Consider the following 16,794-nt stretch of genomic DNA (forward strand, 5'->3'; position numbering starts at 1 on the left):
GAGCCCTCTCCGCCGGCCGCCGCACGTCGTCGTGTGCTCGGACGTCGGCACGTCGCCCCGCCCTTCGCCGGAACGATGTCCGCCTGCCGGGGTGCCGGGTGGAGTGCCGGCACCCCGACGCGTCCGGCGGCCTCAGCTCGTTCCGAGCAGATCTGCCGCCCTCTCTCCGATGACGATGGCGGGGGCGTTGGTGTGGCCGCGGATGATCGTCGGCATGACCGACGCGTCCGCGACCCGCAGGCCTTCCACTCCCCGTACCCGGAGCTGCGGGTCCACGACGGAGGCGTCGTCGCGGCCCATCCGTGCCGTTCCGACGGGGTGGTAGAGGGTGTGGGAATGATCGGCCAGTGCGCGCGCGACACGCCGGTCCCGGGACAGGAGCTCGGCCCCGGAGGGCATGAGGAAGCGGCCCGAGGACAGTCCGCGGGCCGTGAGCCGGCCGATGATCTGCTCGCAGACGTCGAGCCCTGCCAGCAGGGCCGCACGGTCGGTCCCGTCCGGGTCCGTGAGGTAGCGGGGGTCGATGACCGGCTTGTCGAGGGGGTCCGGTGAGGCGAGGGTGATCGATCCGGTGCTCTGCGGCCGGAGCAGGATCGCACCCACCGTCACACCGTGTCCGGACGGCTTGACGAGACCCTCCCCGATGAAGGGCACGGGGGCGAAGATGATTTCTATGTCGGGGAGTTCGAGCTCCGGCCGGCTGCGGACGAATCCGTACGCCTCGCCGACGTTCGACGTCAGCATCCCTCGGCGGCGGGCGAGGTACTTCAGAAGCTCGAGGGGACGCTCGGCGGCGAACAGGGTCCGGTCCGGGGCGTCGACGGTGAGGCCGCTGATGAGGTGGTCGGTGAGGTTGGCGCCGACCTCTGGGGCGTCCACGAGGACGTCGATTCCCCTGTCACGCAGGTGGGCGGCGTCTCCGATGCCGGAGAGCATGAGCAGTTGGGGGGTGTTGACCGCGCCACCGCTGAGGACGACCTCGCGGCGCGCCAGCACCCTGCGAGTGACGCCCCCGGTGCGGTACTCGACGCCCACTGCCCGGCGTCCCTCGAAAAGCACGCGGGTGGCCTGCGCGTCCGTGATGACGTGCAGGTTCGAGCGGCTGCGGGCGGGCTTGAGGTAACCGTCCGCGGTGCTGAACCGCGCGCCGCGCCGCTGGCTGACCATGGTCTGCGAAAACCCCGTGGGCGTCGCGGTGTTGGCAGGCTCGACGACGTGACCGAGCTCCCTGACGGCGTCGAGGAAGGCGGCCGTGTGCGGGTTCGGGTCGCGCTGCGGCTCGATAGTCATCGTGCCGGCGCGTCCGTGGTCCGCGTCGGTGGCCCCCGTGATTCTTTCCGTGCGGCGGAAGTAGGGAAGAAGTCCCTTCCATGACCAGTCGGAGCCGCAGAGGTCGCCCCACTCGTCGTAGTCGGCGGCGAACCCGCGCACCCACATCATGGCGTTGATCGAGGAGGAGCCGCCGAGCATGCGGCCCCTGGGCCAGTAGACGGGGCGCCCGGAAAGTCCGGTCTGCGGGACCGTCGTGTAGTCCCAGTCGAGCTCGGTCTTGAAGAGCTGGGAGAAGGCGGCGGGGATGTGGACGGCCGCCTTCTTGTCCGGGCCGCCGGCCTCCAGGAGGGCGACCGAGGCCGTGCCCTTCTCGGTCAGCCGGCCGGCGAGCGCGGCGCCGGCCGAGCCGGCTCCGACAACGACGTAGTCGACGCTGTCGGGCGAGGTGCTCATCGGGCCCCCTCGATCGCGCCGGCGTCCGCGGTACCAGCGTCCCGCAGCTCGCGCTTGAGGATCTTCCCGGTGGCGTTGGTGGGCAGGGTCTTGAGGAACTCGACCAGACGGGGGTACTTGTAGCCCGCCATCTCGTCCTTGCACCAGGCGACCAGCTCGTCCTCGGCGAGAGCTGCTCCCGGGGCGAGGACCACGCAGGCCTTGATCTCCTCGCCGTGGCGCTCGTGCGGCACGCCGATGACGGCCGCCATGCTCACGGCAGGATGGGTGAGAAGCACCTCCTCGATCTCCCGCGGGTACACGTTGAAACCACCGCGGATGATCATGTCCTTGGCCCGGTCGACGATGTAGAACCAGCCGTCGGCGTCCCTGCGGGCCAGGTCGCCGGTGCGGAACCAGCCGTTGCGCACCACCTCGGCCGTCGCCTCGGGCCGCCGGTAGTAGCCCTTCATCACGTTGTGCCCGCGGATGACGATCTCGCCGATCGCGTCGGCACCCTGGACCGGTGTCCAGTCCTTGGCGACCAGGTCCACCTCCACGCCCCAGACCGGACGTCCGATGGAGCCCGGCCGCACCTCCTCGCCACGCGGCGAGAAGGTGGCCACCGGGCTGGTCTCCGAGAGGCCGTACCCCTCGAGAATCGTGACGCCGAACCGCTCGGCGAACCGGCGGTGGATCTCGACCGGGAGTGCCGAGCCCCCCGAGCCCGCCATCCGCAGATTCTTGGCGATCTGCGGCAGGTCCACATCGGGCGCATCCGCTTCGAGCAGCGCCCAGTACATCGTGGGGACGCCCGCGAAGAAGGTCACGGCACGGCGTTGCATCAGGGCCAGGGCCGAACGGGCGTCGAAGCGCGGCAGCAGCACCAGCGTCGCCCGTGAGGCGAGGCCGGCGTTCATCTGGACGATCTGGCCGAAGGAGTGGAACAGCGGCAGGGTGATCAGATGCACGTCGTGCTCGATCTCGCCGAACAGCTTGTGGCAGGTCAGCACGTTGAGCGTCACGTTGGAGTGGGTCAGCTCGGCGCCCTTGGGCCGGCCCGTGGTCCCAGAGGTGTAGAGGATGACAGCGGTGTCGTCGGCCTCGGTGGTGACCGTCTCGAAGTCGGCGCTCCGACCGGCCAGTGCCGCCGTCAGGGTCTCGGCACCCGTGATCGGGGAGTCCTCGGTGGGAGCGGCGGTCATCAGGAAGAAGTTCTCGCAGCCGGGCGTCTCGCCGAAGCCGGACCAGCCCTCCTGCCCGAGCGGGAGCTCGGCGCTGCCCTCGAAGCAGAAGTAGGCCTTGGCCTCCGAGTCGGCCAGGTGGTAGGCGATCTCCCGGCCCTTGAGCAGAACGTTGAGCGGGACGACCACCGCGCCGGCCTTGAGGATGCCGTAGTAGACGATCGGGAACCAGGGGAGGTTCGGGCAGGACACCGCGACCTTGTCGCCGGGCTCGATACCGCGTGAGCGGAGCAGGCCGGCCACGCGGCACGCGGCGGCGTCCAGCTCCGCGTAGGTCAGCTCCTGGTCGCCCAGGACGACCGCGACGCGGTCGGGCACGGCACGGGCACCGGTCTCCAGCATGACGGCGAGGTTGAGCATGGGATCTCCGTAGGTGTGTCGGTGGGAGCAACGGATCGCAGGGCGTGGCCGCCGGAGCGCGCAGCCGTGGAACGGCAGCATCACGACTGTGCGGTGGGGCGGGCCTGGGAGTTTCGCTGCGCGGTGGTGCGTCCGCGCGTGCGCCTCGCGCGGACGGGGTTCAGCCTCGCAGCGCGGAGGCGAAGAGGGCCGGCAGTTTCGTCGGACTCGGTGCGGCGGTGAAACGGGTGACGCGTTCCACCGTGGTCAGTGCGGTGCGATTGGTGACGAAGTACGGCGGGCGGGGGGACAGTGACGGGTCGCCGGTGACCAGGCCGCGCGGTGCGGGCGTGAACGGCGCGCGCAGCACGGTCTTCTCGATGTCCTTGAGCATGAAGGCGTTGTGCACGAAGCCGATGCCGCTGCCGATGTCCTGGCGGGTGTGCCCCGGGTAGGCGCCCCAGGGCGTGAAGCCGAGCAGGAAGCCGACTCCCGACCAGCAGTTGACGCCCAGGGTTCCGTAGCGCAGATCGGCGATGGCGGTCCGCACCGCGTCCCGGTGGGCCTTCTCGGTCCTGGGGTGGACGACCAGAGTGGCGCCCAGGGTGCCGGGGAGGGTGTTGTTCGCGAAGTCGACGGCGTGGCGCAGGAATTCGGCCGGAGCCTGTCCGGGCAGGCGTACGACGCCCAGCACACTGCCGAAGACCTCGTCGGTGACGAGAACGTCGTCGTGGTCGGTGATGTCGGGGACGAGCAGCCGGCAGCCGTCTCCGTGGGCCTCCGCCTCCGGGTGGGCCGCGAGGACGGAGGCGAGGCGCCCGGCGGCGCCCGGGTAGTAGTCGGTACGCGGAGGCAGTTCGCGCAGCACCCGCCGGATCTCGTCCAGCAGCCGCTCGGTGCCGTCCCAGTCGCGGGGCAGCACCAGGATCTGGCTGGCGATGCAGTTGTGGCCGGAGTTGTTCATCTTGCTGGTGACGATGTGTTCGGCCTGGAAGCGGAAGTCGGCGTCGCTCCACGGCCCCGGCGCCACGATGCACGGGCTGACGCCGCCCAGCTCGCTGCTGAAGGGCTTGTCCAGTAGCGGCCGGTCGTCGCGGCGGCGCTGCTCGGCGTCCTCGTCGGTGCCCCAGACGATGGCGTCGTGGGTGCGGTCGCTGCCGGTGACATGGATGGCGTCCACGTCTTCGTGGGCGGCGAGATGACCGCCCTCGGCCGCACCGCCGTCGACGAAGCGCACCCAGCCGCGTTCGACGAACTCGGCGAAGATGTACTCGAAGTGGGGGCGCAGATAGGCGTTGACCGGGTTCATCTTGGCGATGACGACCTGGCCCTCGGCGAAGAGCTTGTGCAGGATGTCCAGCGCGGTGATGGCGGCGACGTTGCCGGCGCCGAGCACCAGCGCAACGGCCGGACGCCCCGGCCGGCCCCGGTATTCGCCCGCGGCACGGCTGCGTGCCTGCTCCGCGGAGGTGCCGGGGCGCATCCACACCTGCGCCGTGAAGCCGTTGAGAAGGAGTCTGTCCCAGCCGGTGGCGGGGAAGACGTCGACCCAGGTGCGGCCTCTCTCCTCGTGGACGGCCTTGGCGTCGACAGGATCCTTGCCCGCGGCGATCCGCCGCAGGACGTGCAGATACGCTGCGGCGTTCTGCGCCAGGGCCCACGGACCGCCGATCCAGTCCTCGGCGGCCCACGGGGACTCGGGCGCGTAGCCCTTCGCGCGGGCGCCGGCTGCGGCCAGCTCGGGAGCGCTGGAGACCACGCGGGGCAGCAGCCGCTCCAGGAGGGCGATGCGCTCGGTGGGCGGGGTGGCGGACCAGGACTCGGCCTTGCGGCGAACTTCGTTCACGGTCCGGTCGAGGAAGGAGGTGTCGAGGGCGCTGGTGTTCACGTCATCCCTTGCGGAAGGTCGGGTGTCGGGCGGGCGGGGGCGTGCTCCGCGCTGCGCGGGGAGCACGCCCCGGGGCCAAAAAGGACCGGAGGAGGGCGCATCGTCACGCGGACAGCAGGCGCGCGTCGCGGGCCGGGTCGATCAGGGTGACGGCGGCGATCCCGCCCAGCAGGAGCAGGCCACCGGTGATCAGGATCGCGTGTTGGTAGCCCCCGTTTCCATGGGTGTCCACGAGACGCCCGATCAACGTCGGGGCGATCAGACCGGCGGTGGTCACCACGGCGTTCATGATGCCCAGGGCGCCGCCGCGGCGATCGGCCGGGACCAGTTCCATGACGGTGGTGACAGCGATGCTGCCCATCACTCCGGCGAGCCCGAATCCGGCGACCAGGAGCACTGCGGTCGCGGCACCGGCCGGTGCCGACTGCAGGGCCAGGCACGCCGCGGCGCCGATGAGCAGACAGATGCCGCCGACCCCGCCGCGGGCCCACCGGCTCGCGATCCCGCGGCGCAGCAGCAGTCCGGTCAGGCCCGCCTGCCCGAGCACCACGACACCGCTCAGACCCCAGAACAGCATCAGCAGCCGGGTGGACGCGGCCGAGGAGTAGCCCAGCCCGTCCTGGAGGTAGGAGGGGAGCCAGACCAGGGCGAAGGCGATGACCCAGTAGGTGCCGAAGTAGGCGGCCGTGGCACCGATCCAGGTGCGGGTCGCGAGGACCCGGCGGTAGGGCGTCTTGCGCTGGGCCGGGTCCGTCCCGGTACCGGCCACCGTCTCCTTGCCCGTACCGTCGGCGGAGCCGGTGTCCGACGTGTCCGCGTACGGTCCCTCGCCGCCGAGCGGGATCCACAGCAGTGCCCACACCACACCGGCAAGGGCCACCACGGCGACGGCCGAGCGCCAGCCGCTGTGGTGGATCACCCAGGTCAGTACGGGGGCGGCGACCAGGACTCCCAGGGTGATCCCCAGCACGATCAGCGCCCCGGGCAGGTTGCGTCGGTGGTTGGGGAACCAGGACAGGGTGGCCTGCTGGGCGACGGGGAAGGCGGGCCCCTCGGCGGCGCCGAGGAGGACACGTGAGGCGATGAGCACCGCGAGCCCTCCGCCCACGGCCAGCGGGGCCTGGGCGACGGACCACAGAAGGGCCATGGCCAGCAGCAGCCACTTGGGCCGTATGCGGTCGGCGAGCAGCCCCACCGTGGCACCGCAGATCGAGAACAGCAGGAAGAACGCGCTGCTGGCGAGTCCGAAGGCGGACGCGGACAGGCCGAGGTCCTCACGGATCTGCTCGGCCGCGAGGCCGAGCACGGACTTGTCGGCGAAATTGATCATCATGAAGACGACGAGCAGCGCGGTGACGATCCACGCGCGGCGCCTCGATCCGCTCGTCGCCTTCGGGAGGCCGGCGGGCACAGCAGGTGCGACATCGGTGTCGGTCACAGGGACTCCGCGGAGACTGGATGGGGAGAGGAAGGGCCGGTGCCGGTTCAGGAGAGCGGGACGCCGGCGATCGCGATGCGCTCCATGACACGGCGCTGCGGGAAGTAGTCGCTGATCGCGTAGTGCTGGGTGGCGATGTTGTCCCAGATCGCGACGGAACCCGGCTGCCAGCGGAAGCGCACCTGGTACTCGGGGACGCGGGCCTGGAGGACGAGCTCGTCGAGCAGTTCACGGCTTTCGGGGTCCGACAGGCCGACGATCCGGGTGGTGAAGGGCTCGTTGACGTAGAGCAGCTTGCGGCCGGTGCGCGGGTGGCGGACGACCACGGGATGCTCGACGGCCGGCAGGTTCTCACGGTGCGCGGCGACCTGGCTCTCGGTCATCAGACAGCCCCAGCTCGGCACCCAGTCGTGCACTGCGGTGAGGTTCTCGATGCGGGTCTTCATGGACTCGGAGAGGTTGTCGTACGCGGCCGACATGTCCGCCCACATGGTGTCGCCGCCCGCGGACGGGACCTCGACGGCGCGCAGTACGGAGCCGAGTGCCGGCGCGGCCATGAACGAGTGGTCGCTGTGCCAGATGTTCTCGTTGCCGATGGCCATGGCGTCCTTGGCCAGACGGGAAACGCCGACGGTGTCGCCCTTGGGGAAGAACGGGTTGGGCTCCGGGGCGCCCCACAGGCCGGCGAACGCCAATTGGGACTGCGCGTCGAAGGCGTGCTGGTCGCGGAAGAAGAGCACCTTCCACTCCAGCAGGGCCTGCCTGATCTCGTCCGCGAGGTCCTCGCCGATCGGGAGCGAGAGGTCGACGCCTTCGACCTCGGCGCCGATGTGCGGGGTGAGCGGGCAGATGTCCAGGACCCGGTAGTCGGGCTGGGTCATGCCCGGCGCGATGCGCTCGAGCGTGCGCTTCCCGTAGTGCATCAGGGGCTTGTCGAGCGTGGGGGCGGGGGTGGTGGCGACGCCGTCCATGAGTCCTCCCATAACGGGGGCCGGAAAATCGTTACCGGAAGTATCGTTATTGAGGTGTGGCAGGGCAAGAGCCTGGCAGCATGAAAATTTGGAGCCGGAATCCGCGGCCGGAGCCGTCAGGAAGCCGAGCCGACAGAGCGGGCGACGAGGTCCACCAGCGTGTCCACCAGCGCGGCGTCGGGCAGCTCCTGCTCGACGATCAGCCGGAAGAGCAGCGGCGCGGCCACCAGGGTCGCCGCGGCCCGGACATCGGTGTCGGGCCGCACCTCACCACGGGCGATGGCGCGCTCGAGGATGCGCCTGGTCTCGCTCGTGATCCGCTCGGTGTACTCCGCGTACTGGCCCCGCTTCGCGCCCGTCTCGGCCGCCGCGCCGATCAGACCGGCGATCAGCCGGTCCGATCCCGGCAGCCGATACGCCTCCATACGAGAGGCGAGCACGAAACGGATCTCCGCACGGAAGTCGCCCAGATCCGGCACCGACAGGGGACCGATCCGGGTCTCGGCAGCAGCGATGATCAGATCCTGCTTGGTGGGCCATCGCCGGTAGATGGCGGGCTTGCTCACCCCGGCCCGTGCGGCGACGGCATCCATCGTGACGGCCCCGATCCCCTGTTCGGTGACCATGTCGACGACAGCGTTCAGCACCGCCCCGGTGACCCGCTCCTCCCGCGGCCGCCCCGGCCCCCGCTCCGCCCCGCGCGGCTGTGTACCCACCATGCGGCAGAGCCTACGGTCTGTCGCCGGACCGCATCGGAACGGGGGTGCGCGCGGCGACATTGTCGCTCGCCCATTCCACAGGGCGCGGCACCGCCGGCCGGCGCCTGGCAAGCCTGAAAGCTCGCGTTCGGGCATCATGCAGGCCTGGGCTCAGGGCGACCATGTGGACGTCCGCCGGCCCGGCCGTCCCATGGCCCCGGCAGTGGCCTTTCTCCACACCCGCCGCCCGGCGACGGTGCCTCCCGTACGGCCTCTCGGAGTGCTACGGCGTCGCCTCACGGTGGTGTCGCGTCACGGCGGCGACTCGGCCCACACCAGCGGGCCGCCACCCTGCCAATCGATCAGATCGGACCGGGCCACATCATCGGCGTCGAGTCCCACCATCCCCGCTCGGCGCAGAAACTCCGCCACGTCCGCGAGGTTGTGCGCCAGGCCGAGGATCTCGCCGTTCACGCGCACCTGGCGGCCGCCCATCGGCGATGGCGGGTAAATGATCACGGGCAATCCAGCCATGACACCAGCCTCCGTCAGATCGCCGGTCACAGCAGCCCGAGCTCGGTGTCCGGCCGTCAGTGAGAGCCGGGTGAGCGGCAGCCCGCGTCCGAGCAGGCGGCGGGGCAACCGCGCCAGTTCGGGGCCCACTCGCACTCGAACGCCATGGGCCCCTGCACAGGCGTCGGCAGGTGAGGCAAGCCGCCCGTAGAAGGCATGGGAAAGCCTGCGGCGCTGGGCCAGGTCAGCGCGCATGGTGCGGCCGCCGATCCGTGTCACGAGGTCCGGCACGGCGCAGGCGCTCTGCGCTCGAGCCACTCGCGGGCTCGCGGGCTCGCCGGCAAGGTGGTCGACTGCGGCCGTGACCTGAGGACGCCGGGCGATGCGGTCCGCCTCGGCCGCCGAGCTCATCGCCCTGAGCGCGGGCCTGGCGCTGGGCCGTGGCGGCTGGGCCCAAGGGCCTTGGCGCGGCTCAGGGCGTTTTTGTGGCGGCCCGCTTCGCGGTTTTGCTCCTGGCGGTGCCGGTGCTGCTCCGCCCGGGCTTGGCGGGCACACTCTTCCGCCTCCTCGGGGCTTTTTCTGTGCCTGCCACCGCTTGCGACGGCGCTGTCCGTGTGGGTGCGGTCGGCCACTTGAACTCGATCTCCAGCTCGATCTCCCCGTCACCGACCTCGATCTCCACCTCACTGCGGAGGTCATCGGGAATCCGAAGGCTCAGCCTCGCGGGGCCGAGGTCCAGTTCGGCATCCCCACCTTGCCTCAGCGCGGCCGCGAGCGCCGTCAGCTGATCCGCCGCCTCAAGGCGTGACAGCGAACGCTTCTGCTCAAACTTGAGGTCCCTCATGGGCTGTCTCCGATCTGACAGAAACAGTAGACAGCGCCAATTCTGATGCCATACGCCGGATCGGACATCCTCATGTCCGGGTGAGTGGCCGGACGACCGGTGACCGGTCCGTGTGCTGTCCGACCTGCTCGGGAGTGCTTTGGAGTGTCCCGCTCTCGTGGGGGGCGCTGGTGAGTGCCGGTGTGCGTCCACGGTCGAGGCGCGGGCAGCGGCTCGCTGAGCCCGCTCGCCATCACCGGGGCGAGACATGCGACGGGGCCGGTCGCCTGCGGGCGACCGGCCCCTACTGCATCTCTGTCCCCTTCGGCCGTCCGCATCTGCCGGAGCCGAACCTCAGCGAGCTGTCCGACGGGCGTGCCCGGAATGGGCGTGAACCCGGCGCACACGCCGTCGCGATGTTCGCCGAGGTCGCGGGCGTTCCGGACGAGACCGCGCACCGGGCCCGGTGGATCACCCCATCGCCGGCCAGCAGGGTGATCCTCGGTAACGGAGACGGCGAGGCCCTCCGTGCACTCCGGAGCCCCGGGAACGAGCTTGAGGTCGATCCAGTCACCAGGATTCCGGGGAGCGGATCGCCCGCGCCCGGGAGCTGATGGCCTTCGGCCCCCTACGAAGCCGCCTCCCGCTCCCGCCGCCTCGGACTGGCCACCGCACAGGCCCTCCACCGCACCTATGGCCGGCAACGCCGAATACCGGCACATAAGTTCGGAGCGCCTGAACCGACGCAACGGCTACCGCCCCGGGCCGGCACCGTCGAGCTCGCCGTGTCTCAGGTGTATCCGGGGGCGGGGCGGACGGATCTAGGGGGAGGGCTGACTCCCGTCGCCAGTCCGCCCGTCCCATGTCCTTGGTGCGACGTACGGCACCAGCTGCGTCCGAACCGACCGTGCACGAGCGGGAGTTCACCCCGTCCCTGTCCCCCGGCGGCTCCGTACAGGACCTCCGGCAACCCGGGCCGTCCATCCCCGAACGCGCAGCCGCAGGAAGGAGTCCCCGATGGCGGAGCAAAGTCTCCACGCGAACCACGGAAACCACAGGAGCCCCGCGGACGGCACAAGGGACGTGAACCACGGCCCCTACGGCACCCAAGTCCCCGACGGCCGCGACCTCAAGGCACTCGCGGCGGACCTGTCGGACGAGGTGTGGAACCACGCCCGGCTCGACGTGGTGGACGAGTTCTTCGCGCCGGACTTCCACGGCCACATGCCGGTGATCCCGGATGTGCACGGGCCCGAGGAGTTCAAGCAGCTCTCCCGTGATTTGCGGGCGGGGCTGCCCGACCTCCGCGAGCAGGTGCAGAGCGTTCTGGGCGAGGGCGACCGGGTCTTCATCCGATCCATCCTCACCGGCACCCATCTCGGCGAGATGATGGACCTGCCGCCGACCGGGACGCCGATCCGGATGAACCAGACCTTCATCTACCGGTTCGAGCGGGGCAAGGTCGTCGAGCTGTGGCAGCAGATCGACTATCTCGGCGTCATGCGACAGCTCGGGGTCGTCCCGCCGCAGGGGGCGAGTCAACTCGGCCGGATCGCGCACACCTTCAAGCTGATGGGCCGTTTCGCGGTACTCCAGATCAAGGCGGCCCGCAGCAAGGAGAGGACCACCGCATGACCACACAGGCAACGCACCGCGACGCGCGCAGCGCCACGTACGAGTTCTTCGAGCGCGCCTGGCAGCTCAAGGACGCCGACGTCCTCGTCGATATGGCCGTCCCGCACTGTGCGTACCACGTGCCGGACTTCCCGGTGATGGGGAACCGGGAGTTCCTGGAGCACCTCCGGCACCTCTGGCAGGCGATGCCGGACCTGCGGGTCGAGCTCCTTGACGTGATCACCGACGGGAACGAGGTCGCCTGCCGGGCACGGCTCCTCGGCACCCAGACCGGTGACCTGCACGACGTCCCGCCCACCGGCCTCAAGGTGGACCGGGAGGAGATGACCCTGCTGCGGTGGGACGGCCACAGCCGGCTGGTCTCCCTGCACCAGGAGGCCGACAACATCGAGGTGCTGGTCCAGCTCGGCGCGATGCCCTCGCCCGATGCCGGCCCGACGACGTTCCTCACCCACGCGTTCGTCTCCGCCGTCCGCTTCACCCGGCTGCGACGCAAGGCCCGCAAGGCTCAGTAGGACCGGACGGCACCTGCCCCACCTGCCGGCAACCCACTCCGTGCCAGGCATCCCATGGGTTGCGGATCCCGGCAACGCTGTCAGGCAGGACAACGGCTCGAACCCAGCGTCATCTCACGGATCGATGCATCGCTGAGGGAGTGACACACGCCGGAACCGTCCCCGGGGCCCTGAGCGGGGACCGTGCGGTGTACAACGCAGAACCCCCTCGGAGCTACGTTTCCGCAGGTCCAAGGGGGTCCTCCAAGCGTGGCGGCGCCAGGATTCGAACCTGGGTAGGCTAAGCCGACGGATTTACAGCGGGCCGCCTTCACCTGCCCTGACCTGGCAATTTCCACTGAAAGGTCCCGCGCGGGGGACACATGGGGGACGAGTGCCGGCCGAAGATACCTCACGCCGTCGACGAGGCCGAGAACGCCGTGTTGGCGAAGCACGTGATTTCGTTCGTCTTCTCAGGGACCCTCAGTTGGGTGACGGTCATCCCGGTGCCGGTCATCGCGGCCAGCAGGTGCGCGGCCGGGGTGGCGCCGTGGCGCGAGCCGCGGGCGCTCTTGCCGTCCACGGCGAGGGTGTCGGTGCCGGCCGGGTCGTGGCCCAGGAGGTCGGCCAGACCGCCGGGGCAGGTGTCCTTGATGACCCGGCGGATCGTCGCGCCGCTGGGCGGGACGCGTACGGCCAGGGCGGTTGCGGTGCGGGCACCGAGCCGGGCCAGGACGTGCTGCGGCGCGTCGGCGGCCCACTCGTCGATCGCCGCGAAACTCCTCGCCCCGCTCACCACGGCGGAGCAGGCGATCAGCAGTACGGCCACGAAGGGGTGACGCTTCCCTCGTCGGCACCGCGGATCGGCCAGCGTGGCCAGCCGCTCGGCCAGCGGACCCGTCGCGCAGTGCTGACGGGTGGGCGACTTGACCAGGCAGACGGTGGCAGACTGGCGGCACATCGAAGCTCCGTTGCACGAAAGGGACTTGTCAAGGTCGCCTCCGCAACGGAGCTTCGTTGCGTCTGGTCGCGTGCCCATCCAGCATCGTCACACTGCCGTGACCTGCACACTCACAAGGTCACTGGGACTTTGCAATCGCCCTGGCCTCAGTCCTGGTGAGGTCGGTTGTCCAGGGCTGGCGGCACTTGTCTTTGCTGCCTGCGTGTGTTGTGGTGCTGAGGAGGGTGGAGGTGTCCGCTCGTTGTGCGGCGACAGCGACTTGTGGGGCGGTGATGCCTGCAAGGACGAGGGCGAGGGAGGCGAGGGCGCCGCCGGCGTGCCAGTTGACCCGTCGGGGCAGTGGTCCCAGCGGTGACCGCGGGGGCGGGGTGCGGTCCAAGGGCATGCTTTTCTCCTGATTGTTGAGGGCGTTCACGGCGCGAGCGCGGGCGTCGCTGGTTGCGGCCCTTGTTTCATGGTGTGTTGTCGGCGCACACGGCGTAGGGGGTGGCGGTGATCGTCTCATCGGTGTCGTTGACGAGGCCGACCTCCCAGGTGTCGTCGACCGGCTTGCTGACGAGGTCGCTCGCGGGGGGACCGGTAAGTTCGAAACCGCCGCCGGCGATGACACTGCCCGCAGGGCACTCGGCCGTCGCCGTCGCCCGCACAATGCCGATCGCCACACCGACGGGGAAGCTGCCGACGGGGACGGTGGCGGCGACCGTGTTGGAGGCGGTGTCGATCACCGACACATCGCCCGAGCCTGCGTTGGCGACGTAGACGAAGGCGCCGTCCGGGGTGACCGCCACACCGAAGGGGGCGGCCCCGACGGGGACGGTGACGGTGACCGTGTTGGAGGCGGTGTCGATCACCGACACATCGCCCGAGCCTGTGTTGGCGACGTAGACGAAGGCGCCGTCCGGGGTGACCGCCACACCGTTGGGGCCGTTCCCGACGGGGACGGTGACGGTGACCGTGTTGGAGGCAGTGTCGATCACCGACACATTGCCCGAGTTTCGGTTGGTGACGTAGACGAAGGCGCCGTCCGGGGTGACCGCCACACCGACGGGGAGGCTGCCGACGGGGACGGTGGCGGCGACCGTGTTGGAGGCAGTGTCGATCACCGACACATTGCCCGAGTTTCGGTTGGCGACGTAGACGAAGGCGCCGTCCGGGGTGACCGCCACACCGATGGGGGCGTCCCCGACGGGGACGGTCGCGGCGACCGTGTTGGAGGCAGTGTCGATCACCGACACATCGTCCGAGCCTGAGTTGGTGACGTAGACGAAGGCGCCGTCCGGGGTGACCGCCACACCGTCGGGGGTGTCCCCGACGGGGACGGTCGCGGCGACCGTGTTGGAGGCAGTGTCGATCACCGACACATCGTCCGAGCCTGCGTTGGTGACGTAGACGAAGGCGCCGTCCGGGGTGACCGCCACACCGGCGGGGGCGGCCCCGACGGGGACGGTCGCGGCGACCGTGTTGGAGGCAGTGTCGATCACCGACACATTGCCCGAGTTTCGGTTGGCGACGTAGGCGAAGGTCCCGGTCACCGCTGCCGCCGGGGTGGCCAGCGCAAGAGGGGCCGCCAAACCAGCCACCACCGCCAGACCAGCCACCCACGCCCGCAGCCACAACCACAACGGACGCCGGCCGTCGCCCTCTTCCGCCCCGGTTGCCCGCTGCGGCAGCCGCAACACCGCGATACCCGACATGAAACCTCCTGCACGCACACCAGGGTGTGCTCGAATCCGGAGAAAGGCAGCGTCCGAAGCCCTCTGATACCTCTTCAGACCGCCGCGGCACCGATGGCCGCCACCTCAGACGCTAGAAAGCACGCGCACCCCACCAGCCTCGGACATTCCCGATACCACCACACGAAGGACACCACCACGACACACCCCCACCCATTCAGACCAATCACGGCAGCTGTAGACAGCTCTGCTGTCAATCCCCAGAAAGCGTGAAGGACTTCCTTATGCTGCTCGCTCCTCCTGATGCGCTCGTGTCCTGGCGTCGGTGACGGTTCGTTCGAATTCCACCGGAGCCAGTCCGCCGGCGGCGCTGTGTCTGCGGCGCGTGTTGGAAGTCCGCGATCCACGTGGCGATCTTCAGCCGAGCCTCGGTGCGGGTGGCAGGGCTGATTCAAAGTCCTGGTGATCATGTAACTGTGCCGGTCAGGGTGGGAATGTCGAGGAGGTCCAGGGGGGCGGGTGAAGGGCTGGTAGGAGATCTCGCGGAGGGCTGCAGCGATGTTGGCGTGGCCAGCCGCGCGGAGCCGGTTGATCGCCAGGCTGCGGAGGGTGGCCATGTTCGCCGGGCCGTGTCCGGTGCGGACCGGGGAGGCGTCCTCGGCGAACGTGGTGTCGCGGACGAAGTGGAGCCGGTTCTCGATGGTCCACTGCGAGCGGACGATGCGCGCGAGCCGTTGCGGGGAGGCTTGTCGGCTGGTCAGGTCCGTGATGACGTAGACCGTCTCACGGGTGCGTTTGCCGGTTCTGGTGTTGGTGCGGTGCCGGGTGATCTGCGCGACCTGCGCGGCGTGCGCGGCGTGCGCGGCGTGCGGAAAATCGACACCGAGATCGGTGATGGTCAGGGCCTTCACGACCCGGGTCTCTACACGGCCGTGGCCTTGGTTTCGGTCGTAGAACTTCGCCCGTGACCGGTCCCAGGGCAAGGTCCTGAGCTGCTCGTACAGGCCGGGCTGGTTCTTCTTGACGGTGAAGGCGTAGTGCGCCTCCTTCTTCTCGACGAGGAACCGGGCGTGTTCACGCTGGGTGTGCAGCGCGTCCGCGGTGACGACGATGCCGGTCAGGTCGTAGGTCTCCAACAGGGCGGCGAAGCAGGTGATTTCGTTGGTCTTGTCCTGCACCCGTAACTGGGTCACGGTCTGGCCAGTGCCAGTCATCGCGGCGAGCAGGTGCGCGGCCGGGGTGTCGCCGGATCGGGAGCCGCGGGCGGTCTTGCCGTCCACGGCCAGGGTGTCCGTACCGGCCAAGTCACATCCCAGCAGGTCGGCCAGCCCGCCCGGGCACGTGTCTTTCAGCACGCGACGGATGGTCGAGGTGCTCGGCGCAACGCGCACCCTGAACACCGTCGCGGTGCGGGCGCCGAGCCGGGCCAGGGCATCCTGTGGAGTGGCCCTCGCCCACTGGCCGATCGCCGCCGGCGACCGGGCCCCGGCCAGCACTGCCGAGCAGGCGACCAGCAGCACGCTCGCGAACGAGTGACGTCTCCCGCGCCGGTCCCGGGGATCCGCCAAGGTCGCCGGCCGTTCCGGCAGGCCAGCGATGGCGCGGTCACGGCGAGTGGGCGACTTGACCAGACAGACGGTGGCAGACTGACGGCACATCAAGGCTCCGGTGGGGCTGGGCGACTTGCAAAGTCACCCGCTCCAACCGGAGCCTCGCGCACCAATCCCGGCACCTGAAGGCTCGGGCGCCGAAGGATTCGCGGCCCGTCCCGATCCCGCCGCACTTCGTGGCTGTGCTGCGGCAGCACCTCGAGCTGCACGGCACGGCTCCGGACGGTCTCCTGTTCCGCACGGCTCGTGGAGGGCTCCTCCAGGAGTCCGGGTACGGCGATGTCTGGGCGAAGGCGCGGGCAGCGGTTCTCACGGAGGTGGAAAGCGCCTCGCTCCTCGCTCGAAGGCCGTATGACCTCCGTCATGCGGGGGTGTCGTTCTGGCTCAGCTCGGGCGTGGACCCCATGGAGTGCGCTCGGCGTGCCGGCCACACGATCGCTGTTCTCTTCCGCGTCTATGCGAAGGTCCTCGCACATACCCAGGAGCGCGCGAACCGCAGGATCGACGAAGCACTCAGGGAGTGGCACACACCCGAGCCCTCCCCCGGGGGACACCTGGGGGACACGGGCTGATCAGAGGCGGTACATAGCCGGATCGAGGTGAGACAAACCGCCACTTTCCTCCCATCGGCCTCCTGAGCGTGCCAGCCAACGCAGAACCCCCCTCGAAGCTGCGTTTCCGCAGTTCAGAGGGGGGTTCCTCAAGCGTGGCGGCGCCAGGATTCGAACCTGGGTAGGCTAAGCCGACGGATTTACAGTCCGCTCCCATTGGCCACTCGGGCACACCGCCATGGGATGTTGCCG

At 69.9% G+C, this 16,794-nt stretch carries 13 protein-coding genes, 1 tRNA gene and 1 pseudogene; 3 read left to right on the forward strand and 12 right to left on the reverse strand.

Annotated features, from left to right (window positions below; translation table 11 throughout):
- Positions 1-132: 132 nt before the first annotated feature.
- From OHS70_RS15050 to OHS70_RS15085, 8 genes are all read right to left on the reverse strand, one after another.
- Positions 133-1,725 carry a GMC family oxidoreductase gene (locus tag OHS70_RS15050; RefSeq protein WP_328397659.1) on the reverse strand — a complete coding sequence of 531 codons (1,593 nt, stop codon included), beginning with the start codon at positions 1,723-1,725 and terminating at the stop codon, positions 133-135.
- Positions 1,722-3,308, reverse strand: a complete 1,587-nt coding sequence (locus OHS70_RS15055; RefSeq protein WP_328397661.1) for a long-chain-fatty-acid--CoA ligase — start codon at positions 3,306-3,308, stop codon at positions 1,722-1,724. The genes OHS70_RS15050 and OHS70_RS15055 overlap by 4 nt, the downstream gene beginning before the upstream one ends.
- A 160-nt stretch (positions 3,309-3,468) precedes the next feature.
- Positions 3,469-5,175, reverse strand: coding sequence for an aldehyde dehydrogenase family protein (locus OHS70_RS15060; RefSeq protein WP_328397663.1), 1,707 nt, complete (start codon positions 5,173-5,175; stop codon positions 3,469-3,471).
- A 103-nt stretch (positions 5,176-5,278) separates the two neighbouring features.
- Positions 5,279-6,613 carry an MFS transporter gene (locus OHS70_RS15065; protein WP_328397665.1) on the reverse strand — a complete coding sequence of 445 codons (1,335 nt, stop codon included), beginning with the start codon at positions 6,611-6,613 and terminating at the stop codon, positions 5,279-5,281.
- 47 nt (positions 6,614-6,660) lie between these two features.
- Complete coding sequence (locus tag OHS70_RS15070; RefSeq protein ID WP_328397667.1) at positions 6,661-7,584, reverse strand: TauD/TfdA dioxygenase family protein; 924 nt, start codon at positions 7,582-7,584, stop codon at positions 6,661-6,663.
- Positions 7,585-7,700: 116 nt separating this feature from the next.
- Complete coding sequence (locus OHS70_RS15075; protein WP_328397669.1) at positions 7,701-8,303, reverse strand: TetR/AcrR family transcriptional regulator; 603 nt, start codon at positions 8,301-8,303, stop codon at positions 7,701-7,703.
- Between the two features lie 291 nt (positions 8,304-8,594).
- The gene (locus OHS70_RS15080; protein WP_328397671.1) at positions 8,595-8,816 is read right to left on the reverse strand and encodes a hypothetical protein; all 222 of its coding nucleotides are present in this window, start codon (positions 8,814-8,816) and stop codon (positions 8,595-8,597) included.
- Between the two features lie 451 nt (positions 8,817-9,267).
- Positions 9,268-9,639: an amphi-Trp domain-containing protein gene (locus tag OHS70_RS15085; RefSeq protein WP_328397673.1), complete on the reverse strand. Its 372-nt coding sequence runs from the start codon at positions 9,637-9,639 to the stop codon at positions 9,268-9,270.
- 996 nt (positions 9,640-10,635) lie between these two features.
- Here OHS70_RS15085 and OHS70_RS15090 point away from each other — a divergent pair.
- Complete coding sequence (locus OHS70_RS15090; RefSeq protein ID WP_328397675.1) at positions 10,636-11,253, forward strand: ester cyclase; 618 nt, start codon at positions 10,636-10,638, stop codon at positions 11,251-11,253.
- A complete protein-coding gene (locus OHS70_RS15095; RefSeq protein ID WP_328397677.1) occupies positions 11,250-11,768 on the forward strand; it encodes an ester cyclase in 519 nt (172 codons plus the stop codon). The genes OHS70_RS15090 and OHS70_RS15095 overlap by 4 nt, the downstream gene beginning before the upstream one ends.
- A gap of 391 nt (positions 11,769-12,159) precedes the next feature.
- Here the strand turns inward: OHS70_RS15095 and OHS70_RS15100 are convergent, their stop codons facing one another.
- From OHS70_RS15100 to OHS70_RS15110, 3 genes are all read right to left on the reverse strand, one after another.
- Positions 12,160-12,708 carry a transposase family protein gene (locus tag OHS70_RS15100; protein WP_328397679.1) on the reverse strand — a complete coding sequence of 183 codons (549 nt, stop codon included), beginning with the start codon at positions 12,706-12,708 and terminating at the stop codon, positions 12,160-12,162.
- A 452-nt stretch (positions 12,709-13,160) separates the two neighbouring features.
- Entirely contained in the window at positions 13,161-14,402 is a 1,242-nt protein-coding gene (locus OHS70_RS15105; protein WP_328397681.1) for a beta-propeller fold lactonase family protein, read from the reverse strand.
- A gap of 74 nt (positions 14,403-14,476) precedes the next feature.
- Entirely contained in the window at positions 14,477-16,039 is a 1,563-nt protein-coding gene (locus OHS70_RS15110; protein WP_443062606.1) for an ISAs1 family transposase, read from the reverse strand.
- 11 nt (positions 16,040-16,050) lie between these two features.
- On the opposite strand from OHS70_RS15110, the pseudogene OHS70_RS15115 reads away from it, so the two are divergent.
- A pseudogene (locus OHS70_RS15115) lies at positions 16,051-16,563 on the forward strand (site-specific integrase); the annotation flags it as partial.
- Positions 16,564-16,698: 135 nt separating this feature from the next.
- Here OHS70_RS15115 and OHS70_RS15120 read toward each other — a convergent pair.
- Positions 16,699-16,780 (reverse strand) — tRNA-Tyr (locus OHS70_RS15120).
- Positions 16,781-16,794 lie beyond the last annotated feature (14 nt).

Origin of the sequence: Streptomyces sp. NBC_00390 (assembly GCF_036057275.1) — a bacterium.
Classification (GTDB): Bacteria; Actinomycetota; Actinomycetes; order Streptomycetales; family Streptomycetaceae; genus Streptomyces.

Coding starts and splice junctions, on each gene's coding strand:
- OHS70_RS15085 (WP_328397673.1), bottom strand. CDS start 9,639: ATGAGGGACCTCAAGTTTGAGCAGAAGCGTTCGCTGTCACGCCTTGAG.
- OHS70_RS15095 (WP_328397677.1), top strand. CDS start 11,250: ATGACCACACAGGCAACGCACCGCGACGCGCGCAGCGCCACGTACGAG.
- OHS70_RS15050 (WP_328397659.1), bottom strand. CDS start 1,725: ATGAGCACCTCGCCCGACAGCGTCGACTACGTCGTTGTCGGAGCCGGC.
- OHS70_RS15080 (WP_328397671.1), bottom strand. CDS start 8,816: ATGGCTGGATTGCCCGTGATCATTTACCCGCCATCGCCGATGGGCGGC.
- OHS70_RS15090 (WP_328397675.1), top strand. CDS start 10,636: ATGGCGGAGCAAAGTCTCCACGCGAACCACGGAAACCACAGGAGCCCC.
- OHS70_RS15100 (WP_328397679.1), bottom strand. CDS start 12,708: ATGTGCCGCCAGTCTGCCACCGTCTGCCTGGTCAAGTCGCCCACCCGT.
- OHS70_RS15075 (WP_328397669.1), bottom strand. CDS start 8,303: ATGGTGGGTACACAGCCGCGCGGGGCGGAGCGGGGGCCGGGGCGGCCG.
- OHS70_RS15055 (WP_328397661.1), bottom strand. CDS start 3,308: ATGCTCAACCTCGCCGTCATGCTGGAGACCGGTGCCCGTGCCGTGCCC.
- OHS70_RS15070 (WP_328397667.1), bottom strand. CDS start 7,584: ATGGACGGCGTCGCCACCACCCCCGCCCCCACGCTCGACAAGCCCCTG.
- OHS70_RS15110 (WP_443062606.1), bottom strand. CDS start 16,039: ATGTGCCGTCAGTCTGCCACCGTCTGTCTGGTCAAGTCGCCCACTCGC.
- OHS70_RS15105 (WP_328397681.1), bottom strand. CDS start 14,402: ATGTCGGGTATCGCGGTGTTGCGGCTGCCGCAGCGGGCAACCGGGGCG.